Below are 24,375 nucleotides of genomic sequence, written 5' to 3'. Positions count from 1 at the left end.
ACATAAAAGCATAAACAATTATTATAAGGATGATGATGATATGAATAATGAACAAATAATATTTAATAAAGTACCAGACGGAATGCCACAAGACGATACATTTAAATATGAAGATATAGATGTTATTGAACCTTCAGAAAACGAATTGCAATTGAAAACATTATATATATCGGTTGATCCATATATGAGAGGACGTATGACAAATGCTGATTCTTATGTAGATCCTTTCAAACAAGGGGAACCTTTTAATGGACATACAGTATCTAAAGTTTTAAAATCCAAGGATAGTAATTTTGATGAAGGTGATATAGTAGTGGGCATGCTTCCTTGGAAAAAAATCAATACAGTAAATAGTGAGTATGTTAACAAAGTACCTTCTTCTGACGTACCATTACATCTTTATCTTAGTGTGTTGGGGATGCCAGGTCAGACAGCTTATCATGGACTACTTGATATCGGACAACCTAAAGAAGGTGAAACAGTAGTTATTTCAGCAGCTTCAGGTGCAGTTGGCTCAGTTGTGGGCCAAATTGCGAAACTTAAAGGTTGCAGAGTCGTTGGTATAGCAGGTGGAGATGAAAAAGTGAACTATCTAAAAAATGAACTTCATTTTGATGCTGGTATCGATTACAAAAAAGATAACTTCCCTGAAGCCTTAAAAGAAGCGGTGCCTAACGGTATAGATGTCTACTTTGAAAATGTAGGTGGATATATTGGCGATGAAGTCTTCAAACATCTCAATACACATGCAAGAATTCCTGTTTGTGGTGCGATTTCATCCTATAATCATCCAGAAAAAGACATTGGGCCACGCATTCAGCAAACATTGATTAAAAATCAAGCAATGATGAGAGGTTTCTTAGTAGCAGAATTCGCTGATAATTTTAAAGAAGCGAGCAAGCAATTAGCTGAATGGGTTCAAGAGAATAAAATTAAAACACAAGTTTCAGTAGAAGATGGTTTTGATAAAGTACCGCAAGCCTTTAGAAATCTGCTAACTGGTGATAATTTTGGTAAACAAGTTATTAAAGTGGCAAGTGAATAAAAGCAAAGCATTAATTTATTTGACGATAAAACGTTTACACTATAAGTAGTAAATTGAAGTGATATAATAAATTTAAATAATTTTAAAGAGGTGTCACTATGAAAGTGATAGGATTTAAATCTTCATTCCAATTGGATGAAGGAAATTGTTTTGAGGAATTTAACTTTGATATACCTCATCCATCCGGCCATGAATTATTAGTCAAGGTTCAAAGTATTAGTGTGAATCCTGTTGATACAAAACAGCGTACGATGCCAGTTGACAAAGCGCCACGTGTACTTGGCTTTGATGCTGTTGGTGTGATTGAAAAGATTGGAGATCAAGTGTCAATGTTTCAAGAAGGGGACGTCGTTTTTTATTCAGGTTCCCCTAACCAAAATGGTTCGAATGAAGAATACCAATTAATAGAGGAGTATTTAGTAGCTAAAGCACCTAAAAATTTGAAAAGTGAACAAGCAGCTAGCCTACCTTTAACTGGGCTAACAGCTTATGAAACGCTTTTCGATGTTTTTGGGATTTCAAAAAATCCTTCTGAAAATAAAGGTAAATCTTTGTTAATAATTAATGGAGCAGGTGGTGTAGGTAGTATTGCAACACAGATAGCGAAATTTTATGGGTTGAAGGTTATTACAACTGCTTCGAGAGAGGATACTATAAAGTGGTCTATTAATATGGGTGCTGATATTGTACTGAATCATAAGAAAGATTTACGTCAACAATTTAAAGATAATCATATTGAGGGTGTTGACTATATCTTTTGTACATTTGATACAGATAAGTATTATGAAATGATGGTTAACTTAGTTAAACCTAGAGGACATATTGCGACAATTGTCGCATTTAATTCGCAACAAGATTTAAATTTATTGAAATCTAAAAGTGTAACATTTACGCATGAATTTATGTTTTCAAGACCATTACACCATACAGATGATGTAATCAAACACCATGAATATCTTAAGGATATAGCAGAAAAGGTTGAACAGGGATATTATCAACCAACTACCACGAAAGTTATCAACGGATTAAATGTAGATAGCCTTTATGAAGCGCATCAAATTTTAGAGTCTCATTCTATGATTGGTAAGCTTGTTATCAATCTTAAGTAAAAAACGTTATATAAATGTCAGTATATGTATGAAAAGGCGACAACATTTAATATCCTAATTCAGTTTAAAGTTTTAATATGAATCATAACCGATACGAGATAAGCGTTTATTTTAACGCAGTGATTAATCATTAATACACCATAAAAGCCTGGAACATTTGATGTTCCAGGCTTTTATATTTGTCATTTGAAATTATTAATCATTTCAAACAGAGTGTGATAGAACATGTATATTTAATCTTTTGATGTAGTGTATTAGTAGACTATAGCCATGAATTTTAATTTAAGCACTTTTACTTTATTTGAATAATGATATTCATACTTAAGTCTACTGTTTGTACCAATCGTGTTTAAATATGCTTAGTTCCTGCCTAGTGATTAATATTATTTTATATAAGTTGGTGTAATATTTTGTTCTTACACGCAGTAACATAAAGTCATTACAATATAGCTTATAGTGATTTTATTAACATTTTCATTAATGGTTATTGCAATTATTCGATTCTAAAAAAATCTCCAATAAAAGAACAATCTATACGTTATCAGACATATATAACACGGACATGAAAAACTATATATTAAAATTTAAAGCTCTATAATGAAAATAAAATTAATTTTCTTAATTCTGGTTTTCTATTAAAAAAATAGGGAATAACGACTGTAAGCTGTACTTCTTTAAATATATTTTAAATTAGATATCAATTTGAATTATTAATGTTTTAAAAAATATTTATAGGGTACCTAATTGATGTATAATCTAAAATTAACTTTTGCTAAGGAGGTGACGTGCGAGGTGAAAAGACTTAAGAATTTTATTCTCGGCTTACTCATTGTGGCTATAGTTGGCTTCCTATTATTTATGTATATAGATGATAGTCGCATTCAAAGTTATCAAGACTACTTCTTACAATTTAATTGGTTCCAACCACTATTGATTGGGCTTGCAGGATTACTTATATTAATAGGACTTATATTAGTACTTAGTATTTTTAAACCTACGCATCGCAAACCTGGACTTTATAAAGACTTTGATGATGGACATATTTACGTATCACGTAAAGCTGTTGAAAAAACAATTTACGATACAATCGCTAAATATGATCAAGTTAGACAACCAAACGTTGTAAGTAAGCTCTATAACAAAAAGAATAAATCATTCATTGACATCAAAACAGATTTCTTCGTACCAAACCATGTTCAAGTTAAGAGTTTAACAGAGAGTATCCGTGCTGATATCAAAAGTAATGTTGAACACTTTACTGAAATTCCTGTAAGAAAATTAGAAGTTAACGTACGTGATCAGAAAACATCTGGTCCACGCGTATTGTAAGGGAGGGATACCATGGCTGATAATAACAATCAAAACGGACAAGACGCTACTCAACAATTTATAAATATTTTAAAATCGTTTAAATGGCGTATTATTGGATTTTTAGCATTTTTAATTATAGCTATATTATTCCTAACTCTTGGATTCTGGAAGACAATTTTAATTATAGTCTTATGTTTAATAGGAATCGGTATCGGGTATATTAAAGACCGTACTCAAGATTTCTTAAACTTCCTAAATAGATGGAGTTAGACTCAGATATTAAGAAGTTTCTAATCAATTAATTTATGGATAAAACTAATTTAAAAATAAAGGAGAATGTATTATGGCAGTAGATAACAATAAAGCTAAACAAGCATATGATAATCAAACAGGTGTTAATGAACAAGAAAGAAAAGAGCAACAACAAGCTCAAAATAATCAACCTCAATTTGAAAACAAATTAACTTTCTCAGATGAAGTAGTTGAAAAAATTGCTGGTATTGCAGCACGTGAAGTTAAAGGAATTTTAGACATGAAAGGTGGCTTCACAGACAGCTTTACTAACGCTTTCTCAAGCGGTAACAATGTAACTACAGGCGTATCTGTAGAAGTCGGAGAAAAACAAGCTGCTGTAGATTTAAAAGTTATTTTAGAATATGGTGAATCTGCACCTAAAATTTTCCGTAAAGTGACAGACTTAGTTAAAGAACAAGTAAAATATATTACTGGTTTAGAAGTTGTTGAAGTTAACATGCAAGTTGACGACGTAATGACAAAAAAAGAATGGCAACAAAAAAACGAAAAAGATAACAAAGAAAACAATGAAAGAGAAGGTTTAAAATAATCAATCTCTTGATGTATACCAAAAAAGCACTTGAGCATGATGCTCAAGTGCTTTTTGATTTTATAAATCATTCTTTCTATGAAGTGGATTATTCACTTTAATATACGTATATTCATGTGCTTGATTCTCTAAACGCATTGTTGTGACACACTTGTAATCGATTTCGGATGCGAAAATAGTGCGCTTGATGTTGTTGAGATGTTGTTTTGAAATGTGAGTCATGTGATTAAAAATGTCTTCTACTGTTTGTGCAATAATTTGCCATATTTCTTGTTCAAGGACTTTACTATCAGAATATTTAGCTATTGTAATAACGAGTTCACCTAAATGATTTTGAACTGTTGAATAGAACATTTTATTAAATACTGATGTTTTAGAAGTTGTAAGGATTCTAGATTTTTCATGGAAATGTTGAGTAGTAAATCCAGCATTATTCAATTGTTCTTTATCAATACGTAATCCTTCAAAGTCCCTTATATAAATCATGTTAAGTGAGCCATCTTTATTAAAGGTAGCCACTGAATTTTGTAAATGTGCCTCTAGCGAAATTCCGTATTTTGAATAAAGCGGGATAACTAAGCCAAGAAGAGCTTTGCTATAATCTTTAATCCATTGTTTCGCTGCTTCTTCAAAATTTTTATATTGATGTGTATTTTGATAAGTTTTGATTAAAGTACAAATTGGTGCTTCGGTATTATAAGGATATGTCGCAACCAAACTTGATGGAATTACTGGCACTGTTTCATTAGATATAAACTGATATAAATTATTTCTAAACAAAGTCCCTAATTGTTCACTTCGATCTGTTTGAATTGTCTCATTGTCGTTTCGATTATAAAAATGAATCCCTGCATTTTCATCGATATAAGTAGATTGATAACGTGAAAAATCTTCATCTTTTGACATAATCTCCCTTAAAATTTGCGTCACTAATGGTCCATTATAGGTCGTTTGTTCAGACAATGTTCGAATCTCACCAGTTATATGCACATTCGTCGATAATTTGATATGCGGGGATAAATCAGGTTGTTTAGGTACTAACGTTCTAAATGATAGACCAGCATAGTATGGTACTGAATGATTACTTATCAATATTAACTTTTCGTTTAGTTCATCCTGATAATCACTTTGTAAAATATGTTTTACTTGCCAAGGGTGAACCATCATCAAATGATAATTTTGTAAATTAAAATCTTCGCCAAATTCTTTTTCTAAGGTTTTAATTAAGTCAGGAAACATTTGCTTTACGGCATCATTGTAATCTACATTCAATGATTGAATACGACTTATACTTTTATGAATAAACACGGCTTTTAGATGAATAACATTACCAAATTCTGATGAATACATAAAGTTTTCCTTAGCATTCATTCCTTTTCTTAACTTAGCACCAGGATGAAGAGGATGGCCTTCGATGACAGATTGTTCAGAACGCAAGTAACTATCATTTGCATTTTTAATAAGGTGATATAATGGCGCTCTTTCATTACGCATCGTATGGTGTTGGAAACTTAAAGCAAAAGTCATATTAGCTGCACTATTATTTAAATCATTTCTAAATTGTACGCTAGCCTCGTTATTTAAGTTTTCATCTTCAATTAATATCCAATCTAGTATTTGATTAGGATGTAGTACACGTTCAAAATCATCTTCTTTACTTAGATTTTTAAAATAAAATGGTCCTTCGACATCAAGGCGATCGAATGCATGCATTCCAGTTATTGGAGCATACAAATAAATATTTGATGTTGGAAAATAGATTTCTAAAATGGCAATAACATTAACTCCGTAACCAGCAAAATGACGTCGATTAAGTACACGACTATAATCGCGACTTTTTACTAAATTCTCCCTATGTAAAGATGTAATTAAACGTTGACTTACTTTATCACGTCCATCTAATAAATGATCAATATAATTAGAAGACCACTTAGAATCATGATGTTTAAGAAAGTCATGTACATTATGCTCATCTTCAGTCATTATTATATTTTGTTTATTTATAAATTGATTGAAATTCATAATTCACCTCTTAAAAATATTTTACAAAAATAAATAACATTTGTATAATCCATATTAATGATAATGATAATTATTATCAACGAAAAAGACAGGTGGAATTTGATGGCAAAATATTTCTTTTCCAGTTCTTTTCTGTTATTTTTAGGAAATTGGATTGGTCAAGTGGGGTTAAATTGGTTCGTACTCACAACATATCATAATGCTGTATATTTAGGCTTAGTTAATTTCTGTCGTCTTATACCTATTTTACTATTAAGTGTTTGGGCAGGATCCATAGCTGATAAATATGACAAAGGTCTCCTGTTACGTATCACTATTAGTTCATCATTCATTATTACAGCATTATTGTGTTTACTTACATATAGCCTTAACACTATACCGATTTTCATCATACTTTTATATGCAACATTTAGGGGGATACTAAGTGCTGTAGAAACTCCGGTGAGACAAGCAGTTTTACCTGATTTATCTAGTAAAATTTCTACAACTCAAGCAGTTTCTTTTCATTCGTTCATTATTAATATATGTCGATCAATAGGACCCGCAATAGCGGGTGGCTTAATAGCTGTATATCATACACCCACTACATTTTTAGCTCAAGCAGTGTGCTATTTTATCGCGGCAGTTTTATGTATACCTGTTCATTTTGAAGTCATAGTAAGTCAAAAAGAAGAAAAAGCACTACCACTTAAAGTTGTACTAAATTATTTTAAGAGTAATTTAGAAGGTAGTCAGATATTCATTACCTCTATTATTATTATGGCAACAGGCTTTTCTTATACTACAGTTTTACCAGTATTGACAAACCATATTTTTCCTGGTCAATCGCAAGTGTTTGGTATAGCTATGACTTTTTGTGCGATTGGAGGAATAGTTGCAACGATAGTCTTACCATCAATTTTAAAACACTTAAGTACAGTAAAAATGTATTATCTCAGTTCAATATTGTTTGGTATGGCTTTACTAGGTATTATCATACATCATTTAGTAGTCATGTTTATATGTATTACGTTAATAGGTTTGTTTAGTCAATGGGCTAGAACAACTAATAGAGTTTATTTTCAACATAGTGTAAAGGACTGTGATAGAGGGAAAGTATTAAGTATTGTAATGATGGATCGAGGTATGATTCCGTTAGGTAGTTTAATAATGAGCTTTTTCGCGGATATGTTCGGTATTTTAACTACATTTACTATTATGGGAATTAGCACTATTAGTATTTCAATCATTTTTTATATCATACAACGTATTTCGAATATGGAGGAGAGCAATAATGAATCATAAGGAATGGCTTTTAGCTGACAAAAACATCCAATATCGAACGATTAACGCAATGATTAAGGAACATATTGTTTCTGAAGGTATGTGTATTAAAGAAGGTACTCATAAAGTTGAAATTTTTCTCAATGAGCACCTTTTATCGTTAAAAGTAGCTCGAAAAAGTGCCTTAAAAAGATATGTTTTTTCTGGTGACATAGTATTGAAAAATAAAAAATTGTCTCAATCAGTTGAAAGTTTAGAAGAACTTCTTCAAATACTAACGGAAATATTTCATATCAACATTTCAAAACGATTATACGATGAATTAATTCATAGTAGGGATAGTTTGTATGAAACGTATAAACATTTTTATAATAGACAAACACTCATTCATCAGAGTATGAAATTTAGTAAATTGCCCGATTCTATAAATTTTATAGCTTGGCTGCAACATTTACAAGATAGTGGTATGACAGATGATTTAAGTTACTCGGAAAGCCTTGTGATAGAAGGGCATCCCACACATCCTTTAACAAAAACTAAATTGCCTCTTAGTACTAATGAACTAAAGCTATATGCACCGGAATTTGAAAAAGTTATTCCATTAAATATTATGCTTATTGAAAAAAATCATGTAGTAACAACAGCAATAAATGATGATCAGAATTTTATTCTGAATCAAGTTATTCCTGAATATCGAGATCGTTTAAAATGCTACCTCGAGCCACTTCGATTAAGTCTTAACAATTACAGATTAATGTTGATACATCCTTGGCAATATGATTATATTATCGGCGAACAATTTGAAGAATGGATAGCCAAGAAAATCTTACTACCTACGCCATTTACTGTTGAGGCCAAAGCTACTTTATCATTTAGAACAATGGACTTAATTCATAAACCATATCATGTAAAATTGCCAGTAAATGTTCAAGCTACAAGTGCTATTAGAACAGTTTCATCAGTTACAACTGTAGATGGTCCTAAGTTAAGTCATGCATTACAAGGATTGCTTCAGGAATTTCCAGAACTTCAAGTCGCGATGGAACCTTTTGGAGCTTATGCTCACACGGCATCTGATTTATCAAAACAATTAGCGCTTATTATACGTCAAAAACCAACGATATATGATTATGGGTGCACAGTTGTAACAGCTAGTTTAGTTAATCCTAATCCAATTGATAATCATGCAGTTGTAGATAGTTATTTAAAATGGATAGAAAACGAAATCACACTTGATCATATTAAGCATTTTATAGCAATTTATACACAAACCTTAGTTACACCACTTATTGCGTATATTCAAAATTATGGCATAGCACTTGAAGCGCATATGCAAAATACGATTGTTAATCTTGGACCTAATTATAAAATGAAATTCATTGTACGTGATTTAGGTGGTTCTCGTATAGATTTAAATACACTTAAACAGAAAGTTCCTCAAATAGATGTTACAAATGAAAGTCTTATTGCAGATAATATTGAGGAGGTTATTGCTAAATTTCAACATGCAGTGATTCAAAATCAGCTAGCAGAATTGATTCATCATTTTAATCAGTATGATGAAGTAATAGAAGAAGAATTATTTGAGATTGTGCGTGAAGAAATCGAAATGGCAATCGATAATGACAAGCCACATGCTGAAAAATTGAAAAAATTATTGTTTGGATCAACTATCACAGTCAAAGCTTTATTAAGTATGAGAATGGAAAATAAAGTGAAAAAATATTTAAATACCAAGTTAGATAATCCAATAAAAAAAGAGGTGTAGTACATGGCAAATGTTCGTGTCAATTTATCTAAAATTAAATATAATGCCAAAGTACTTCAATCGTTATTAGAATGTAAACAAATTCATTTCACACCAGTAATTAAATGTGTCGCAGGGGATAAACATATTGTATCAAGTATTAAGTCTTTAGGAATTACACATTTTGCTGAATCAAGACTAGATAATATTGAACAACTCAAAGATTTAGGCATTACATTTACATTGTTACGACCTACTGTTGAAGCAGATTTGGAAAAGATGATTTCAAGAGTAGAAATGAGTATCCAAACTGAATTAACCACAATCAAAAAACTTAATACGTTAGCAAAATCTCTTGATATTAAACATCAAATCATGCTAATGGTTGACTGGAAAGATGGTAGAGAAGGGGTCTTGACCTATGATGTGGTACGCTATGTACAAGAAATACTTAAATTATCTCACATACAACTTGTTGGCTTGGCATTTAATTTTATGTGCTTTAAATCAGAAGCACCCAATGAAAAAGATGTTCGTATGATAAACAAATTTATACATGATGTAGAAAGTGAAACTCATTTTAAGTTTAGAATTATTTCAGGTGGAAATTCGAGTATGTTACCTCAAACACTGTACAATCATTTAGATAAAATCAATGATCTTCGTATAGGGGAAGCATTATTAAGGGGTATAGATACGACGACAAATCATTCAATTAATAGCTTATATCAAAATGCGATAGTATTAGAAGCAGAAATTATAGAAATAAAACCACGCCTATATCAAAAAAATAATCAATCTTATTTACAAGCCATAGTTGATATCGGTTATTTAGATACTTTTATCGAGGGGATAAAACCTCTTGGGGATGATATAAGAATATTAGGTGCATCAAGTGACCATTTAATGATTGATTTAAATAACCAAGACCATTATCAGATCGGAGATAAACTTCAATTTAGCTTGAATTATGAAGCGCTGTCTCAGAGCATGTATATGAAAAATTTAACTAAGTTATATAGTAGTGATTCAAAAATAGAATCCCTTGTTCAAAACTTTGATATGCCCATATATTCCCACTGCTAAAAGTGTTTATTTACCTTTAAATCAACGCACCGTTCCAAATTAAATTTTGATAGGCATTACTTATTAAAATTAGCATTTTTATATAAACATCATTTGTTCAGCGTTGGATTAATTATGAAAATAATAAAATAAGTTATTGACATTGAGAATCGTTATCAATAAACTAATAATGTAAGCATATACATATTAAGGAGTGGAAACAGTGAGAGGTTTAAAAATTTTAAGTGTAATTGGCTTATTGTTTGTTTTAATTGCAACTGCAGCATGTGGAAATAATAATTCAAGTAACTCAAGTAAAGAGTCATCAAAAGATGGAGTTGAAATCAAGCACGAAGAAGGTACTACGAAAGTACCTAAACACCCTAAACGTGTTGTTGTTCTTGAGTATTCATTTGTTGATGCGTTAGTTGCTTTAGATGTTAAACCTGTTGGGATAGCGGACGATAACAAAAAAAATCGTATTATTAAACCATTAAGAGACAAAATTGGAAAATACACTTCTGTAGGAACACGTAAACAACCTAACTTAGAAGAAATCAGTAAACTCAAACCAGATTTAATTATTGCTGATAATAATAGACACAAAGGTATTTATAAAGACTTAAATAAAATTGCTCCTACGATTGAACTGAAAAGTTTCGATGGAGATTATAATGAAAATATTGATGCTTTTAAAACAATTTCAAAGGCTTTAGGTAAAGAAGAAGAAGGTAAAAAACGCTTAGAAGAACACGATAAGAAAATTGAAGAATATAAAAAAGAAATAACTATGGATAAAAATCTAAAGGTATTGCCTGCAGTAGCTGCTAAATCAGGTTTGCTTGCTCACCCAAGCAACTCTTATGTTGGTCAATTCCTAAGTCAACTAGGTTTTAAAGAAGCATTAAGTGATGATGTTACTAAAGGTTTAAGTAAGTATCTTAAAGGACCTTACTTACAAATGAACACTGAAACTTTATCTCAAGTGAATCCTGAGCGTATGTTCATAATGACAAACAAAGCAAGTTCTAACGAACCTTCACTAAAAGAACTAGAAAAAGATCCTGTATGGAAGAAATTAAATGCTGTGAAAAATCAACGTGTTGATATTTTAGACCGTGACTTATGGGCAAGATCACGTGGTTTAATTTCTTCAGAAGAAATGGCAAAAGAACTTGTTGAATTATCAAAGAAAGATAGTAAAAAAGATAATAAGTAAGGTGGAAAACAATGACTATAGTAAATAAAGATAGTCAATCCGCTATTGAACAAAAAAAGAAAAAGCGCACTACACTCACTTTTATTGTGGGTGTGTGCCTTCTTTTTATTTCAGTATATTTGAATTTAGCGATTGGTTCTTCAAAAATACAATTGAATGATATTTTAAGTTATGTCACTGGACACACGAATACAAAAGCAACTTTCTTAATACACAATGTACGTATGCCAAGAATGCTGGCTGGTTTAATTATTGGTGGCGCTTTAGCAATTGCAGGTTTATTGATGCAGGCAATTACCAAAAACCCTTTGGCTTCACCACAGATTTTTGGTGTGAATGCAGGCGCTTCCTTCGTTATTGTTCTTATAACTGTACTTATACCGTCTCTAGGCTCTTACTCTACAATTTTAGCGATAATTGGTGCCTTCTTAGGAGGTTTTACTGTCTATACATTGTCTGGCTCTACTAAGTCGCTTACACCGATTAAACTAGCACTTGCAGGTATGGCTATTCATCTGTTCTTTAGTAGTATGACTCAAGGTATAATTATTCTAAATGAAGATTCTAATGATACAGTGATGTTCTGGTTAGTTGGTTCATTAGCCGGTATAAAATGGCAACAGATTATATTTATCTTACCATTTTTACTCCTTGCTATTTTTGTGACCATATTTATGGGAAGACAATTAACTATATTAGAGTTAGGTGATGATATTGCCAGAGGATTAGGACAAAGAACAGAAATCGTCAGAATGATTGTTGGTATATTGGTCGTTGTTCTTGCTGGTGTTTCTGTTTCTATTGCTGGTCCTATAGGATTTGTTGGTTTGATAGTTCCACACATAGTGAAAAGATATATAAATAAAAACTATATATTGATGATACCTTTAACATTTATATTCGGCGCTACTTTATTACTTATTTCTGATGTATTGTGTCGCTTAATTACTTATCCATTCGAATCGCCAGTAGGTATTGTTACATCATTTGTTGGTGCTTTTTACTTCTTATTCATAACTGTTAGAGGGGTGAATCGCATATGATTAAACAAAACCTGAAGATGCGCTATACCATTGTCTTACTGTTATTAATTTTTAGTACAATCTTTAGTCTTTGTATAGGATCAGTAATGATTAATCCTATTCATGCAGTTACAGGCTTCTTCTTACACAATGACTTTATTTTAAATGAATATCGAATTCCTAGAACACTTTTAGGAATACTTATAGGCAGTAGTTTAGCTATTTCTGGCTCGGTGATACAAGGGGTTATAAGAAATCCACTTGCCTCACCCGATGTTATTGGAATAACAAAAGGGGCAAGTTTAGCAGCAGTAATAATCATAATGATATTTCCATCGGCACCTCTATTTGTTCTTCCTTTAGGTTCATTTATCGGTGCTTTGACAATAAGTATTATTCTTTCAGTTCTTATTTCTAAATTTGATGTAAAGGGATCAAAATTAGCATTGATAGGTTTAGCTATAGGTGCAATTTGTACGGCCATTGTCCAATTCCTGCTTATACGTAATCCTCTTGATGCAAATAATGCGCTATTATGGTTAACTGGTAGTTTATATGGTCATAATATAGCCAGTTTTTATAGTTTATTACCATGGTTTATTATCACTGTACCTATAGTATTGTTATTAGGGTATCAACTTGATATTTTAAATTTAGGTGATCATGTAGCCATTGCACTAGGAGCACGTGTAAAAATCTTAAAAATGACTTTACTTGTATTAGCAGTAATGTTAGCAGGCGCGTCCATTGCAGTAGTAGGAGGTATTAGTTTTTTAGGTCTTATAGCACCTCATATTGCACGTCAACTTGTCGGTCATAAAAATATACATGTTATAATCATGTCAGGTTTGGTAGGAGCAATATTATTAACTTTTGGTGATGGTTTAGCAAGAGGTATACAACCTCCTCTTGATATTCCTGTAGGTGTTGTAATAGCAATTATAGGCGCACCTTACTTCTTATTTTTATTACGTAAGATGTAGTAAATTTGATAGTTTCAATATTATATTTTTAGTTATAGAGCCTGATACATTACAAATTAATGTACAGGCTCTTATTGATGTTACAATATCATTTTGATGGCTCATTAAAAAAATAAAAAATATAAATCATATACGAATAGAACTGCTTAAATGGAAAAAGAGTTAAAATGGATTTGCTAAAAGTTAATAAATAGCGTATAGTGTTCTTTACGTAATTATTCAAAATAATGCATATATATAATGTGATATACTTTAAATTACATATGGATATAAAAAGATAGAAATGGATTGAATATATATGAATGAATATAAAAAAGTTGACATAGTTAGAGGTAGAATTAAATTTATCACTATGTCGTTGTTAGGGATTATATTATTTTTAATTCCTATACCAGTTGTTCAAGATGGACAGCATCAAACGACTCTTCCAATAGCTTTTTTAGCTGGTTTATTAAAAGATTGGCTTGGTGGTATCATGCCAATTTTAATTGTAACCATCATAACTGTATCAGGTATTTTAACAATATTATGCTCTACAATTTATAAAAATAAATTAAATCCTCAAGGTTTAATGAACAGTGCTTTCAACGTTAAAATAGGATGGCTTGTTTTGAGAGTATTAGCTGTCTTCTTCTCTTGGCTAACATTTTTAAATATTGGACCTGAAATGATTAAATCTGAAGATACAGGTGGATTAGTATTTTCGAGTTTATTACCTACTCTTGTAGCAGTATTTTTATTTGCTGCAATCTTTTTACCTTTATTAATGGAGTATGGTCTATTAGAATTACTTGGCCCCATTTTTAGACCTATCATGCGACCTTTGTTTACTTTACCTGGTAGATCGACAGTTGATAATCTAGCTTCATTTATAGGTGATGGTACAGTTGGTGTTTTAATTACTAGTAGACAATATGGTGAAGGATATTACTCAAGAAGAGAAGCAACTGTAATATCCACAACCTTTAGTGTTGTATCTATTACGTTCGCGATTGTCATTGCCGAAACAATTAGAATGCAAGATCAATTCTTCTATTTTTATTTAACAGTTGTCATTTCATGCTTAATTGCAGCAATGATTATGCCAAGAATTTGGCCACTTAAAAATATTCCTGACGAATATGCTAAAGAAGTAAGTGAAGAGGCCCGTAATGAACAGCTACCAGAAGGCAAAACAGCATTAAAATATGGTTTTGATTTAGCAACTGAAGTTGGAATTAAATCGCCAGGGTTTAAAGAATTTTTAATTTCAGGTTTTAAAACAGTTGTAGATATGTGGTTTGTAATTTTACCAGTAGTTATGAGTATAGGAACAATAGCTACTATTATCGCTAACTACACACCTGTTTTTGAGATTATAGGAAAACCATTTGTTCCAGTACTAGAATTGTTACAAATTCCAGAAGCACATGAAGCATCACAAACAATTCTAATTGGGTTTGCCGATATGTTCTTACCTTCAATTCTTATTGAAGGGGTTCAAAATGATGTAACACGTTTTGTAATTGGAGCATTAAGTATCTCTCAACTTGTTTATTTATCTGAAGTGGGCGGCGTGATTCTTGGTTCTAAAATTCCAGTTAGTATAAGTAAATTATTTATGATTTTTTTAATTCGTACTATCATTACGCTTCCAATAATTGCTTTATTAGCGCATTTATTTATTGGGTAAAAGATATACTCATTTTTAATTTAGTGGGAGTGGGGAACTAATCAAAACAACAGCAATATATTACTAATGGTTAAAATAAAATTTCTCATATATCAAACTTGTTTTATTTTAATAATAAATGCAAAATTAGACAATGAATCATATACGTATTCTAGCCCACTCCCTTTGCATAATTTATCTTCTGTTTAAAGAAGATAAAACATTTGATTTAACAATTTCGCTTTTAATGACTGGTGAATTTTCGGATTTACCAGTATTTTTATGTGCTTGTTTAAATACATCACTATTCACCCAATTTTTAAAATCCTCTTCAGTTTCCCACCAACTATTTACATACATATCTTCGCTATAATCATCTTTATCAATTTGCCAAACTTCAATACCTTCAAAGCCCTTTAAAGATTCAATAGGTCCTCCTTTAGTAAAATTAGGCGCCATTTGTTTTGCATATCCTTTTTTTACAGTGATTCTATTTGTAACAACGAACATTCATATTACCTCCTAGTCTATTTTCTTTAATATAATATTTATCATTCAGCTTAGCAATTTTGAAAATATCACATTAAAAAACTGTCGACATTATATTGAGTTATGTCGACAGTCTAATTATAAAGTTATGTTAAAAAATATAAATCTGTAATTTATTTTGTTAACTCATTATATACTTTTTGATCATTTTGAGTGTAAATAATATATAAGTGTTGATCAGTATCAATTAATACGCGATTTGTTTTTCCGAAAGTAGAACCGATTCGAGATATTTCTTTACCATTCTCTTCTGGTACGGCATGAATATCTTGATCTTGAGTAACATTTTTAATTTCATTATTTGGAATTTTGATATCTGCTACTCTCCATTGAATACGAACTTCATTATCGTTTTTCTTAACTGTCATTGCCATTAAAAACACTTCCTTTAATTAATTTATAAACCTATCATAAATGATTGTGTAATCGTTTTCAAGTATTTATGTGATACTTTTTTTTAATTATGTCATACTAATTGAAAGTGAATGCGAAAGTATGTTCGCTTTTTAAAACGAAATGTGCTAAAATATTTTTATAAAGGAGAACAAAACATGACAGGTAAAACACACGCATCATGTGGCTTTTTAGTCGGTGCAATAACCACACAATATTTTCATACAGATATATTTACTTCTATATCAGTGATTGTACTTTCAGTCATTTCAAGTATTTTGCCAGATATATGTCATACACAAAGTAAAATAGGAAGACGATTTAGGCTTACTAGTTTTTTTGTCAGAATTTTATTTGGTCATAGAACATTTACGCATTCACTTTTATTTATTATAGGAATTAGTTTTTTACTGTACTTCATACAAACTCCGATGTATTATATGGTTGCAATTGTTATTGGTATGTTTTCGCATGTTATACTTGATATATTAACTTCAAGAGGTGTTAAACTATTTTATCCTTTACCATTTAATATCGTATCACCCATTCATTTTAAAACTGGGGGACTAGTAGATGTATCTCTAGCTACTGCATTAAGTGTTGGTGCGATATATACTTTATTTCAACCATATTTAAATACTATGATGCACTATTGGTTAATCAAATAAGATTATTATGAGAAAAATAACAATTAAAATTACGTATACATAAGGAGCGTTATCATGTTAGACAAAAATCAATTGGAAAAGTATAACCAAGAGCATTTGTATGAATATGAAAAATTAATGAGTAGTAATGAAAAGAATGCTTTAGATGAAAAAGTGAATCAGTTAAATCTTGCAGAAATTCAAGATTTATATCAGGACTTATATGTTAATAGAAAAACTATTGATGATGTATCTTCTGTATCTGAAGTCAAATATGAAGTGAAATCACGACTCAATGAAGAACAACGACATACATATGAACAAAAAGGTTATGAGGCAATACGAAATGGTGAATTTGCAGTATTATTGATGGCTGGAGGACAAGGTACGCGTTTAGGATATAAAGGGCCTAAAGGTTCTTTTGAAATAGAGGGTACGAGTTTATTTGAGCTTCAGGCGCGTCAATTGATTCGTTTAAAAGAAGAAACTGGCCACACAATTAATTGGTATATTATGACAAGTGACATTAATCATAAAGATACAATAGAGTATTTTAAACAACATAAATATTTTAATTATGATGCCAATCATATTCATTTCTTTAAGCAAGATAACATTGTTGCTTTAAGTGAAAAAGGAAAACTTGTTTTAAATAGAGATGGACATATTATGGAAACACCTAATGGTAATGGGGGTGTATTTAAGTCTCTTAAAAAAGCTGGATACCTTGATAAAATGCAACAGGATCACGTCAAATATATCTTCTTAAATAACATTGATAATGTCTTAGTTAAAGTTTTAGATCCGTTATTTGCAGGTTTTACAGTGACACAAAGTAAAGACATCACATCAAAAACAATTCAACCTAAAGATAGTGAAAGTGTAGGTCGACTTGTAAATGTTGATTGTAAAGACACTGTATTAGAGTATTCCGAATTAGATACAGACATAGCAAATCAATTTAACAATGCTAATATAGGTATCCATGCTTTTAAACTAGGTTTCATTACCAGTGCTGTTGATAGAGAATTACCATATCATTTGGCAATCAAACAATTAAAACAATTAGATGAAAATTTTGGTGTGGTTGAACGTCCTACATTAAAGTTTGAATTATTTTATTTTGACATATTTAGGTACGGTACAAGCTTTGTAACACTACAAGTTCCAAGAGAAGAAGAATTTTCACCTTTAAAAAATAAAGAAGGTAAGGATAGTGTACATACAGCTACAGAAGATTTAAAACGAATGGATTTGATTTAACTAAAGGTGGTGGAATAGATGTCTCAATCATCTAAGCGAAAAAACGATTCTGTGGTAGAAACTTTTAAGGACATCATTCCTTTAACATTTGGAGAAGAGATTGGTAATGCAGCATCACATGGTGCTGCTGCATTACTTACATTATTTATTCTTCCATATGCAGCAGTGCATAGTTTTAACAATGGTGGCACATTAGAGTCAATTAGTGTGTCGATTTATGTGATTAGTATTTTTATGATGTTCATATCATCAACCATTTATCATTCGATGCAAAATAATACGTCTCATAAATATATATTAAGGATTATTGACCATAGTATGATTTATGTGGCTATTTCAGGAACGTATACACCTGTTTTGTTAAGTGTTGTCGGTGGTTGGTTAGGTTGGCTTGTCACAATATTATTATGGGGAACAACCTTATGGGGAATTTTGTATAAATCAATAGCAACTAAAGTCAATCATAGATTAAGTCTCATTGTTTATTTGGTGATGGGGTGGGTAGGTATCATATTCTTACCTATTATTATTATGCGAACATCATGGTGGTTTATTTTCTTTATATTTCTTGGTGGGTTATCTTATACTATCGGAGCTTGGTTTTATGCCCAAAAAAATAAACCTTATTTTCATATGATTTGGCATATATTTATTGTTCTTGCTTCTCTCTTACATATGATAGGCATTTTTTATTTTATGTGAATTGCAATATTCTATCCTTTTAATTTAGAGAGAAAAATAAGTATTATTTTTAGATATATCATTATACTTTAAATAAACACATGGTGGCGTTGGAATTTTAACTTTATGGACTTTTTAAAGGGGTGAGATGTACTGATCTCACTCCTTTTTATTGAAAACAAATGGTGTATGAGTACCATCATATTAAAAAGTCAATTTTACGTTTCAATAGCTAAATCCAATAAAAAGGGAGTTTTTTTATGAATCTTAAGTCCATCATTACTGTAATGGCACTCATACTAATAATGTTTATGGCAGCTATAGAAACATCAATCATTTCATTAGCATTACCAACAATAAAAAATAGTTTGAATGCCGGTAATCTAGTTTCATTAGTATTTACCGTATATTTTATTGCTTTAGTCATAGCTAACCCTATCGTTGGTGAGCTCATGTCTAGATTTAAAATTATTAACATTGCTGTTGTAGGGGTATCATTGTTTGCCTTAGGTAGTTTAATGTCGGGATTAAGTCAGACGTTTACTTTTTTAATTATCTCTCGAATAGTACAAGGTTTTGGAGCAGGAGTTATGATGTCACTCTCACAAATAGTTCCAAAGTTGGCTTTTGAAATTCCGTTAAGATATAAAATTATGGGTATCGTCGGAAGTGTCTGGGGGATTTCGAGTATTATTGGTCCATTATTAGGTGGTGCGATTTTAGAGTTCGCTTCATGGCATTGGCTATTCTATATCAATATTCCTATTGCTATATTGGCAATAATACTTGTATTTATGACTTTTCATTTTCCTGATGAGACACAAGTACAACAGAGTCGTTTTGATATAAAAGGATTGATTATCTTTTATATCTTTATAGCTTTATTAATGTTTGGTTTACTCAACCAACATCATATTATTTTTAATATATTCTCAATTATTTTAGCTTTAGTTGTTTTATGGATGCTATTTAAAGTGGAAAATAGTTTCGAACAACCATTTTTACCAACGAAAGAATTTAACATATCAATAGTTCTAGTTTTTATAACGGATTTACTAATTGCGATAACATTGATGGGATATAATTTATATATACCAGTATATTTACAAGAAAAACTTGGTTTATCACCTTTACAAAGTGGATTTGTAATATTCCCGTTGTCTGTTGCTTGGATTACGCTTAATTTCAATTTAGCTAAAATAGAAGCGCATTTTACTAGAAAAACATTATATATTTGCTCATTCTTTGTTTTATTAGTTTGTAGTCTGATGATAATGTTTGGCTTAAAACTCCCATTGCTTATTGCTTTTGCGGTTATATTTGCAGGTTTAAGTTTTGGCTATATTTATACAAAAGATAGTGTTATTGTCCAAGAGGAAACTTCTCCAAAAAATATGAAAAAGATGATGTCGTTTTATGCATTGACAAAAAATTTAGGTTCGTCTGTCGGATCTACGATTATGGGATATATGTATGCACTAAATGTTGGTTTATTTGGTTCTAATTTACACAATGTATTAGGATTAGTATCAATAATTTCAGTATGTTTAATTGTAATGTGGATGACATTATTTAAGAGTAATCCTATTCAATCTTAGAAACATTACAGAATGATTTTTTAATTATGAGCAAGTAGAAATGCGTATACCATATCTACTTGCTTTTTTTGTGAAAATAAAAAGAAATAAGTTGAGATGAGAAGAAGAAATGTTGTATAACTTAAAATTTTATATGCTTTTATTTACATGATAATATATATGTATATACGAAGTGTAAGGGAGGACAAAAGTGATGAAATTTTTAAAAAATAAATCATATCATTTATTAGTAACACTTATTGTTCTCACTATATTTATTATTTCCGGAGCCATTTTTTTAACGTTTTTAGGCTTTGGTTTGTACGGTTTGAGTCGCATCCTTATTTATTTACACTTAGGCGATTTTAGTTACAATAAAGGTTTTTATGATAATTTAATATACTACGGTAGTTATATCGTATTAGGCTATTTTACTTTATTTTCAATTGAGCATTTAATGGATTATTTTAAAAAGAATCTTCCAAAAAATCCATACTTTCAAGGTATTAACTTTCATCTCATCTCCTACATTGTTACTACAATTATGTTTTATTTTATAGTTCACATACACTATGTACATGTTAATATACATTTTTGGGTAATTATGATTATTATAGGATTTTTATTTGTATGTAAAGAAGTTTTTTATCCTGAAAGTAAAAATTTGAATAATAAAAAGTAAGGCGTTTGTAAAAAAGAAAATTTAATATGGAATAATTGAACTTAACGATAGAAAATAATTTAATTATTTAATAGCAATGTTTGATAATGCTATTAAACATTGCAGTTGTATCATGCTTTACCAAGCAGTACAAAGTTTGAATAATTACACTATAATGGTATCCAAAATAACAAGAAATTTCTATATTATTCTGAGCATTAAGTTTGTATCGGTAAATAAAATTTGATTGAATATAAAATTATCATTTGAATAAAAAGGAGTATATGTTTATGGCCAGTTATGAATTATCTAAGACTAAGCGAAATTTAATCGTATCTGTAATGTTAATTAGCGCTTTCGTGGCCATTTTAAATCAAACATTACTTAATACAGCCTTACCACACATTATGCGTGAGTTAAATATTAATGAGAATACATCGCAGTGGCTGATTACAGGTTTCATGTTAGTGAATGGTGTCATGATTCCACTTACCGCTTACTTAATGGATAAAGTAAAAACGAGACCGCTATATTTAGGTGCAATGGGAACATTTCTGATAGGATCAATCGTTGCTGCTATTGCACCTAATTTTGGCGTGCTCATGTTTGCACGGGTAATACAAGCTGTCGGTGCAGGTATACTCATGCCATTAATGCAATTTACATTGTTTACATTGTTCTCTAAAGAACACCGTGGATTTGCAATGGGACTTGCAGGATTAGTTATACAATTTGCACCTGCAATTGGACCTACATTTACTGGTTTAATCATTGACAATGCAAGTTGGAGAGTGCCATTTATTGTTATTGTCGGTATAGCATTAGTTACATTTATATTTGGTTTTGTATCGATTTCAAGTTATAACACAACGAAAGAAACAAAACTGGATAAAAAATCCGTTATATACTCTACATTAGGTTTTGGATTAATGCTTTATGCTTTCAGTAGTGCTGGTAACCTAGGTTTTTCTAACCCAATTGTCCTTTGTTCGCTTTTAATAAGTCTAATCATCATTGGTATTTTTGTTAAACGACAAATTACAATTTCTAATCCATTATTAAATTTGAAAATATTTAATAACAAAATATTTTGTTTTTCAACAATTACTTCTATGATTATTATGCTATCTATGGTAGGACCTGCATTACTTATTCCATTGTATGTTCAAAATGCTTTAGGATTATCTGCGTTGCTATCAGGATTAGTGATTATGCCTGGCGCGATTATCAATGGTATTATGTCTGTGTTTACTGGGAAGTTTTACGATAAATATGGGCCTAGACCGTTAATATTTACTGGATTTATCTTATTGGTTTCTTGTACATTTCTATTATGCTTTCTTAAAGTAGATACATCCTATACGTACTTGATTGTAATCTATGCGATTCGTATGTTTGCTGTGTCTTTATTAATGATGCCTATCAATACGACGGGGATAAATGCATTGAAAACTGAAAACATTTCCCACGGAACGGCAATTATGAACTTTGGACGTGTTATGGCGGGATCTCTAGGAACTGCTCTAATGGTCACTTTTATGAGTATAGGTGCTCAATGGGTTGTATCATCAAGTAATCACGCTAGTAAAGAAATGATTCAACGGCAAAGTGTTGCTGCGGGAGTTGATGTATCGTTCGCGTTAGTCACTGTTTTTGTGATTATTGCTTTTGTTCTAGCATTATTTATAAAGGAGCCTAATCATTCTACTCACAATAGTAGGAAAGTATAATAATTAGAGGTTAGTCTATTTTAAAAATGGGCTAACTTCTTTTTTTATATTAGGAAAAGTCTTATACTAAAAAATATGAATGATATATAAACAGGCAACTATAGTTGCTATGTAGATAAATTAAAAATCAATAAGGGGGATTTACTTTGTTAACGGTAAATCAAGTTAAAGAAATTGTAGGGGCATTAAAGGATCCGATTATAGATGTGCCATTGAAGGAATCTGAAGGTATTGTTGATGTGTCTATTAAGGATAATATTAACCATGTGAGCGTTAAGGTGGCAATGGCGCAATTAGGGGGGCAACCACAATTAGATCTTCAAATGGCTATAGTCAAAGCCTTAAAAGAAAATGGTGCAAATACTGTGGGAATTCGTTTTGAAGAACTTCCTGGCGAAGTAGTCGAGAGATATATAGGAAAAGGTAGTGAAAAGCCCAAAACCATTGAAGAACTATTATCACAAAATAACCCAGTTGAATTTATTTCTATAGCTTCAGGTAAAGGTGGGGTTGGTAAATCGACAGTGGCTGTCAATTTAGCCGTAGCTTTAGCAAGAGAAGGTAAGAAAGTAGGATTAGTAGACGCTGATATATACGGTTTTAGTGTGCCTGATATGATGGGAATAGATGAAAGACCGGGTATAGATGGTAAGGAGATAATACCTGTAGAGAGACATGGAGTAAAAGTTATTTCAATGGCATTTTTTGTAGAAGAAAATGCACCGGTTATTTGGAGAGGTCCAATGCTTGGTAAGATGCTTACAAATTTCTTTACAGAAGTACAGTGGGGAGAACTTGATTATCTACTTCTTGATTTACCACCTGGCACAGGAGATGTAGCTTTAGATGTACATTCAATGTTACCATCAAGTAAGGAAATTATAGTAACGACACCGCATCCAACCGCGGCGTTTGTAGCGGCTCGAGCAGGTGCAATGGCTAAACATACAGAACATACTATTCTTGGAGTTATAGAAAATATGAGCTATTTTGAAAGTAAGGAAACAGGTAAAAAAGAGTATGTTTTTGGAAAAGGAGGAGGAAAAAAGCTTTCTGATGAACTTGAGACGCAATTATTTGCTGAACTTCCATTAGAACAACCTACATGGAATCCCAATGACTTTTCGCCTTCGATATATCAATCGGATGATCGTTTAGGAGAATTATATAATTCAATCGCAAGAAAAGTTATAGCAAGCACCCAAAAACAATAAAATCGATAATGCCTAAATTGTGTTTAAATCGTGTGAAAAATATTTTCATACGATTTTTCTATTGCAAATTTTAAGAAATGTGTTAGAATATTTTCTTGTGAGTGAATAAAAGAACTCATACGAATAAAAAATAATTCAATTTAAATGTTGACTTCAAAACATAAAATTGATATTATATAAAAGTCGCTAAAAAGCGGATGTAAAGCGATTAATAACTTTGTTAAGTTGGTGTAAAAATAACCCTTGCAAAGTTAATGAAAAGCTTTTAAAATTAATTAAGTAATATCAATTAGTTGTTGACTTTTATCGAAGCGATATAGTACAATATAAAAGATTGATTTTACAAAATGAACATTGAAAACTGAATGACAATATGTCA

22 protein-coding genes are annotated in these 24,375 nt (G+C 30.9%); 19 read left to right on the top strand and 3 right to left on the bottom strand.

Features of this window, described 5'->3' with window-relative positions:
- Positions 1 to 40 precede the first annotated feature (40 nt).
- From HMPREF3058_RS03680 to HMPREF3058_RS03660, 5 genes are all read left to right on the top strand, one after another.
- Positions 41 to 1,045: an NADP-dependent oxidoreductase gene (locus HMPREF3058_RS03680; protein WP_002491560.1), complete on the top strand. Its 1,005-nt coding sequence runs from the start codon at positions 41 to 43 to the stop codon at positions 1,043 to 1,045.
- Positions 1,046 to 1,143: 98 nt separating this feature from the next.
- Positions 1,144 to 2,154 carry a zinc-binding alcohol dehydrogenase family protein gene (locus HMPREF3058_RS03675; RefSeq protein ID WP_002491563.1) on the top strand — a complete coding sequence of 337 codons (1,011 nt, stop codon included), beginning with the start codon at positions 1,144 to 1,146 and terminating at the stop codon, positions 2,152 to 2,154.
- Positions 2,155 to 2,946: 792 nt separating this feature from the next.
- Entirely contained in the window at positions 2,947 to 3,483 is a 537-nt protein-coding gene (gene amaP / locus HMPREF3058_RS03670; RefSeq protein WP_002458394.1) for an alkaline shock response membrane anchor protein AmaP, read from the top strand.
- A 12-nt stretch (positions 3,484 to 3,495) separates the two neighbouring features.
- A complete protein-coding gene (locus tag HMPREF3058_RS03665) occupies positions 3,496 to 3,735 on the top strand; it encodes a DUF2273 domain-containing protein (protein ID WP_001829717.1) in 240 nt (79 codons plus the stop codon).
- 73 nt (positions 3,736 to 3,808) lie between these two features.
- Positions 3,809 to 4,309: an Asp23/Gls24 family envelope stress response protein gene (locus HMPREF3058_RS03660; protein ID WP_002447353.1), complete on the top strand. Its 501-nt coding sequence runs from the start codon at positions 3,809 to 3,811 to the stop codon at positions 4,307 to 4,309.
- A 60-nt stretch (positions 4,310 to 4,369) separates the two neighbouring features.
- On the opposite strand, the gene HMPREF3058_RS03655 is transcribed toward HMPREF3058_RS03660, so the two are convergent.
- Positions 4,370 to 6,331, bottom strand: a complete 1,962-nt coding sequence (locus HMPREF3058_RS03655) for an IucA/IucC family protein (RefSeq protein ID WP_002499217.1) — start codon at positions 6,329 to 6,331, stop codon at positions 4,370 to 4,372.
- Positions 6,332 to 6,433: 102 nt separating this feature from the next.
- Between HMPREF3058_RS03655 and HMPREF3058_RS03650 the strand changes: the two genes are divergently transcribed.
- The 7 genes from HMPREF3058_RS03650 to HMPREF3058_RS03620 all read left to right on the top strand — a co-directional run bounded on the left by HMPREF3058_RS03650 (position 6,434) and on the right by HMPREF3058_RS03620 (position 15,302).
- Complete coding sequence (locus tag HMPREF3058_RS03650) at positions 6,434 to 7,615, top strand: MFS transporter (RefSeq protein WP_002486632.1); 1,182 nt, start codon at positions 6,434 to 6,436, stop codon at positions 7,613 to 7,615.
- A complete protein-coding gene (locus tag HMPREF3058_RS03645) occupies positions 7,605 to 9,362 on the top strand; it encodes an IucA/IucC family protein (protein WP_002476066.1) in 1,758 nt (585 codons plus the stop codon). The genes HMPREF3058_RS03650 and HMPREF3058_RS03645 overlap by 11 nt, the downstream gene beginning before the upstream one ends.
- Positions 9,363 to 9,365: 3 nt before the next feature.
- Positions 9,366 to 10,427, top strand: coding sequence for an alanine/ornithine racemase family PLP-dependent enzyme (locus tag HMPREF3058_RS03640; RefSeq protein WP_002458398.1), 1,062 nt, complete (start codon positions 9,366 to 9,368; stop codon positions 10,425 to 10,427).
- 202 nt (positions 10,428 to 10,629) lie between these two features.
- On the top strand, positions 10,630 to 11,625 hold the full coding sequence (locus HMPREF3058_RS03635; protein ID WP_002491567.1) for an ABC transporter substrate-binding protein: 996 nt from the start codon (positions 10,630 to 10,632) through the stop codon (positions 11,623 to 11,625).
- An 11-nt stretch (positions 11,626 to 11,636) separates the two neighbouring features.
- Positions 11,637 to 12,668, top strand: a complete 1,032-nt coding sequence (locus HMPREF3058_RS03630; RefSeq protein ID WP_002476067.1) for a FecCD family ABC transporter permease — start codon at positions 11,637 to 11,639, stop codon at positions 12,666 to 12,668.
- Positions 12,665 to 13,630, top strand: a complete 966-nt coding sequence (locus tag HMPREF3058_RS03625; protein WP_002447360.1) for a FecCD family ABC transporter permease — start codon at positions 12,665 to 12,667, stop codon at positions 13,628 to 13,630. Before HMPREF3058_RS03630 ends, HMPREF3058_RS03625 begins: the two co-directional genes overlap by 4 nt.
- A gap of 298 nt (positions 13,631 to 13,928) precedes the next feature.
- Positions 13,929 to 15,302 (top strand): YjiH family protein, encoded by a 1,374-nt coding sequence (locus HMPREF3058_RS03620; protein WP_002475740.1) that lies wholly within the window; start codon positions 13,929 to 13,931, stop codon positions 15,300 to 15,302.
- 174 nt (positions 15,303 to 15,476) lie between these two features.
- Here HMPREF3058_RS03620 and HMPREF3058_RS03615 read toward each other — a convergent pair whose 3' ends face one another.
- Positions 15,477 to 15,791 (bottom strand): heme oxygenase, encoded by a 315-nt coding sequence (locus tag HMPREF3058_RS03615; protein WP_002475742.1) that lies wholly within the window; start codon positions 15,789 to 15,791, stop codon positions 15,477 to 15,479.
- Between the two features lie 152 nt (positions 15,792 to 15,943).
- The gene (locus tag HMPREF3058_RS03610; protein WP_001829752.1) at positions 15,944 to 16,204 is read right to left on the bottom strand and encodes a SunI/YnzG family protein; all 261 of its coding nucleotides are present in this window, start codon (positions 16,202 to 16,204) and stop codon (positions 15,944 to 15,946) included.
- Between the two features lie 177 nt (positions 16,205 to 16,381).
- Between HMPREF3058_RS03610 and HMPREF3058_RS03605 the strand changes: the two genes are divergently transcribed.
- The 7 genes from HMPREF3058_RS03605 to HMPREF3058_RS03575 all read left to right on the top strand — a co-directional run bounded on the left by HMPREF3058_RS03605 (position 16,382) and on the right by HMPREF3058_RS03575 (position 23,996).
- A complete protein-coding gene (locus HMPREF3058_RS03605) occupies positions 16,382 to 16,891 on the top strand; it encodes a metal-dependent hydrolase (RefSeq protein ID WP_070731141.1) in 510 nt (169 codons plus the stop codon).
- A 54-nt stretch (positions 16,892 to 16,945) separates the two neighbouring features.
- Complete coding sequence (locus tag HMPREF3058_RS03600; protein ID WP_002486628.1) at positions 16,946 to 18,133, top strand: UTP--glucose-1-phosphate uridylyltransferase; 1,188 nt, start codon at positions 16,946 to 16,948, stop codon at positions 18,131 to 18,133.
- Between the two features lie 18 nt (positions 18,134 to 18,151).
- Positions 18,152 to 18,835, top strand: a complete 684-nt coding sequence (locus tag HMPREF3058_RS03595) for a PAQR family membrane homeostasis protein TrhA (protein ID WP_002447365.1) — start codon at positions 18,152 to 18,154, stop codon at positions 18,833 to 18,835.
- 239 nt (positions 18,836 to 19,074) lie between these two features.
- On the top strand, positions 19,075 to 20,412 hold the full coding sequence (gene sdrM / locus HMPREF3058_RS03590) for a multidrug efflux MFS transporter SdrM (protein WP_002475622.1): 1,338 nt from the start codon (positions 19,075 to 19,077) through the stop codon (positions 20,410 to 20,412).
- A gap of 193 nt (positions 20,413 to 20,605) precedes the next feature.
- On the top strand, positions 20,606 to 21,073 hold the full coding sequence (locus HMPREF3058_RS03585; protein ID WP_002458403.1) for a SepA family multidrug efflux transporter: 468 nt from the start codon (positions 20,606 to 20,608) through the stop codon (positions 21,071 to 21,073).
- A gap of 269 nt (positions 21,074 to 21,342) precedes the next feature.
- On the top strand, positions 21,343 to 22,782 hold the full coding sequence (locus tag HMPREF3058_RS03580; protein WP_002491552.1) for an MDR family MFS transporter: 1,440 nt from the start codon (positions 21,343 to 21,345) through the stop codon (positions 22,780 to 22,782).
- Between the two features lie 146 nt (positions 22,783 to 22,928).
- Positions 22,929 to 23,996 carry an Mrp/NBP35 family ATP-binding protein gene (locus HMPREF3058_RS03575; RefSeq protein ID WP_002447369.1) on the top strand — a complete coding sequence of 356 codons (1,068 nt, stop codon included), beginning with the start codon at positions 22,929 to 22,931 and terminating at the stop codon, positions 23,994 to 23,996.
- The last annotated feature ends 379 nt before the right edge of the window (positions 23,997 to 24,375 follow it).

Source organism: Staphylococcus sp. HMSC068G11, assembly GCF_001815825.1.
Taxonomy (GTDB): Bacteria; Bacillota; Bacilli; order Staphylococcales; family Staphylococcaceae; genus Staphylococcus; species Staphylococcus epidermidis.
This window is presented reverse-complemented; position numbering and strand designations above follow the sequence as displayed.

Coding starts and splice junctions, on each gene's coding strand:
- HMPREF3058_RS03680 (WP_002491560.1), top strand. CDS start 41: ATGAATAATGAACAAATAATATTTAATAAAGTACCAGACGGAATGCCA.
- HMPREF3058_RS03675 (WP_002491563.1), top strand. CDS start 1,144: ATGAAAGTGATAGGATTTAAATCTTCATTCCAATTGGATGAAGGAAAT.
- HMPREF3058_RS03665 (WP_001829717.1), top strand. CDS start 3,496: ATGGCTGATAATAACAATCAAAACGGACAAGACGCTACTCAACAATTT.
- HMPREF3058_RS03660 (WP_002447353.1), top strand. CDS start 3,809: ATGGCAGTAGATAACAATAAAGCTAAACAAGCATATGATAATCAAACA.
- HMPREF3058_RS03655 (WP_002499217.1), bottom strand. CDS start 6,331: ATGAATTTCAATCAATTTATAAATAAACAAAATATAATAATGACTGAA.
- HMPREF3058_RS03650 (WP_002486632.1), top strand. CDS start 6,434: ATGGCAAAATATTTCTTTTCCAGTTCTTTTCTGTTATTTTTAGGAAAT.
- HMPREF3058_RS03645 (WP_002476066.1), top strand. CDS start 7,605: ATGAATCATAAGGAATGGCTTTTAGCTGACAAAAACATCCAATATCGA.
- HMPREF3058_RS03640 (WP_002458398.1), top strand. CDS start 9,366: ATGGCAAATGTTCGTGTCAATTTATCTAAAATTAAATATAATGCCAAA.
- HMPREF3058_RS03630 (WP_002476067.1), top strand. CDS start 11,637: ATGACTATAGTAAATAAAGATAGTCAATCCGCTATTGAACAAAAAAAG.
- HMPREF3058_RS03625 (WP_002447360.1), top strand. CDS start 12,665: ATGATTAAACAAAACCTGAAGATGCGCTATACCATTGTCTTACTGTTA.
- HMPREF3058_RS03620 (WP_002475740.1), top strand. CDS start 13,929: ATGAATGAATATAAAAAAGTTGACATAGTTAGAGGTAGAATTAAATTT.
- HMPREF3058_RS03615 (WP_002475742.1), bottom strand. CDS start 15,791: ATGTTCGTTGTTACAAATAGAATCACTGTAAAAAAAGGATATGCAAAA.
- HMPREF3058_RS03610 (WP_001829752.1), bottom strand. CDS start 16,204: ATGGCAATGACAGTTAAGAAAAACGATAATGAAGTTCGTATTCAATGG.
- HMPREF3058_RS03605 (WP_070731141.1), top strand. CDS start 16,382: ATGACAGGTAAAACACACGCATCATGTGGCTTTTTAGTCGGTGCAATA.
- HMPREF3058_RS03600 (WP_002486628.1), top strand. CDS start 16,946: ATGTTAGACAAAAATCAATTGGAAAAGTATAACCAAGAGCATTTGTAT.
- HMPREF3058_RS03595 (WP_002447365.1), top strand. CDS start 18,152: ATGTCTCAATCATCTAAGCGAAAAAACGATTCTGTGGTAGAAACTTTT.
- sdrM (WP_002475622.1), top strand. CDS start 19,075: ATGAATCTTAAGTCCATCATTACTGTAATGGCACTCATACTAATAATG.
- HMPREF3058_RS03585 (WP_002458403.1), top strand. CDS start 20,606: ATGAAATTTTTAAAAAATAAATCATATCATTTATTAGTAACACTTATT.
- HMPREF3058_RS03580 (WP_002491552.1), top strand. CDS start 21,343: ATGGCCAGTTATGAATTATCTAAGACTAAGCGAAATTTAATCGTATCT.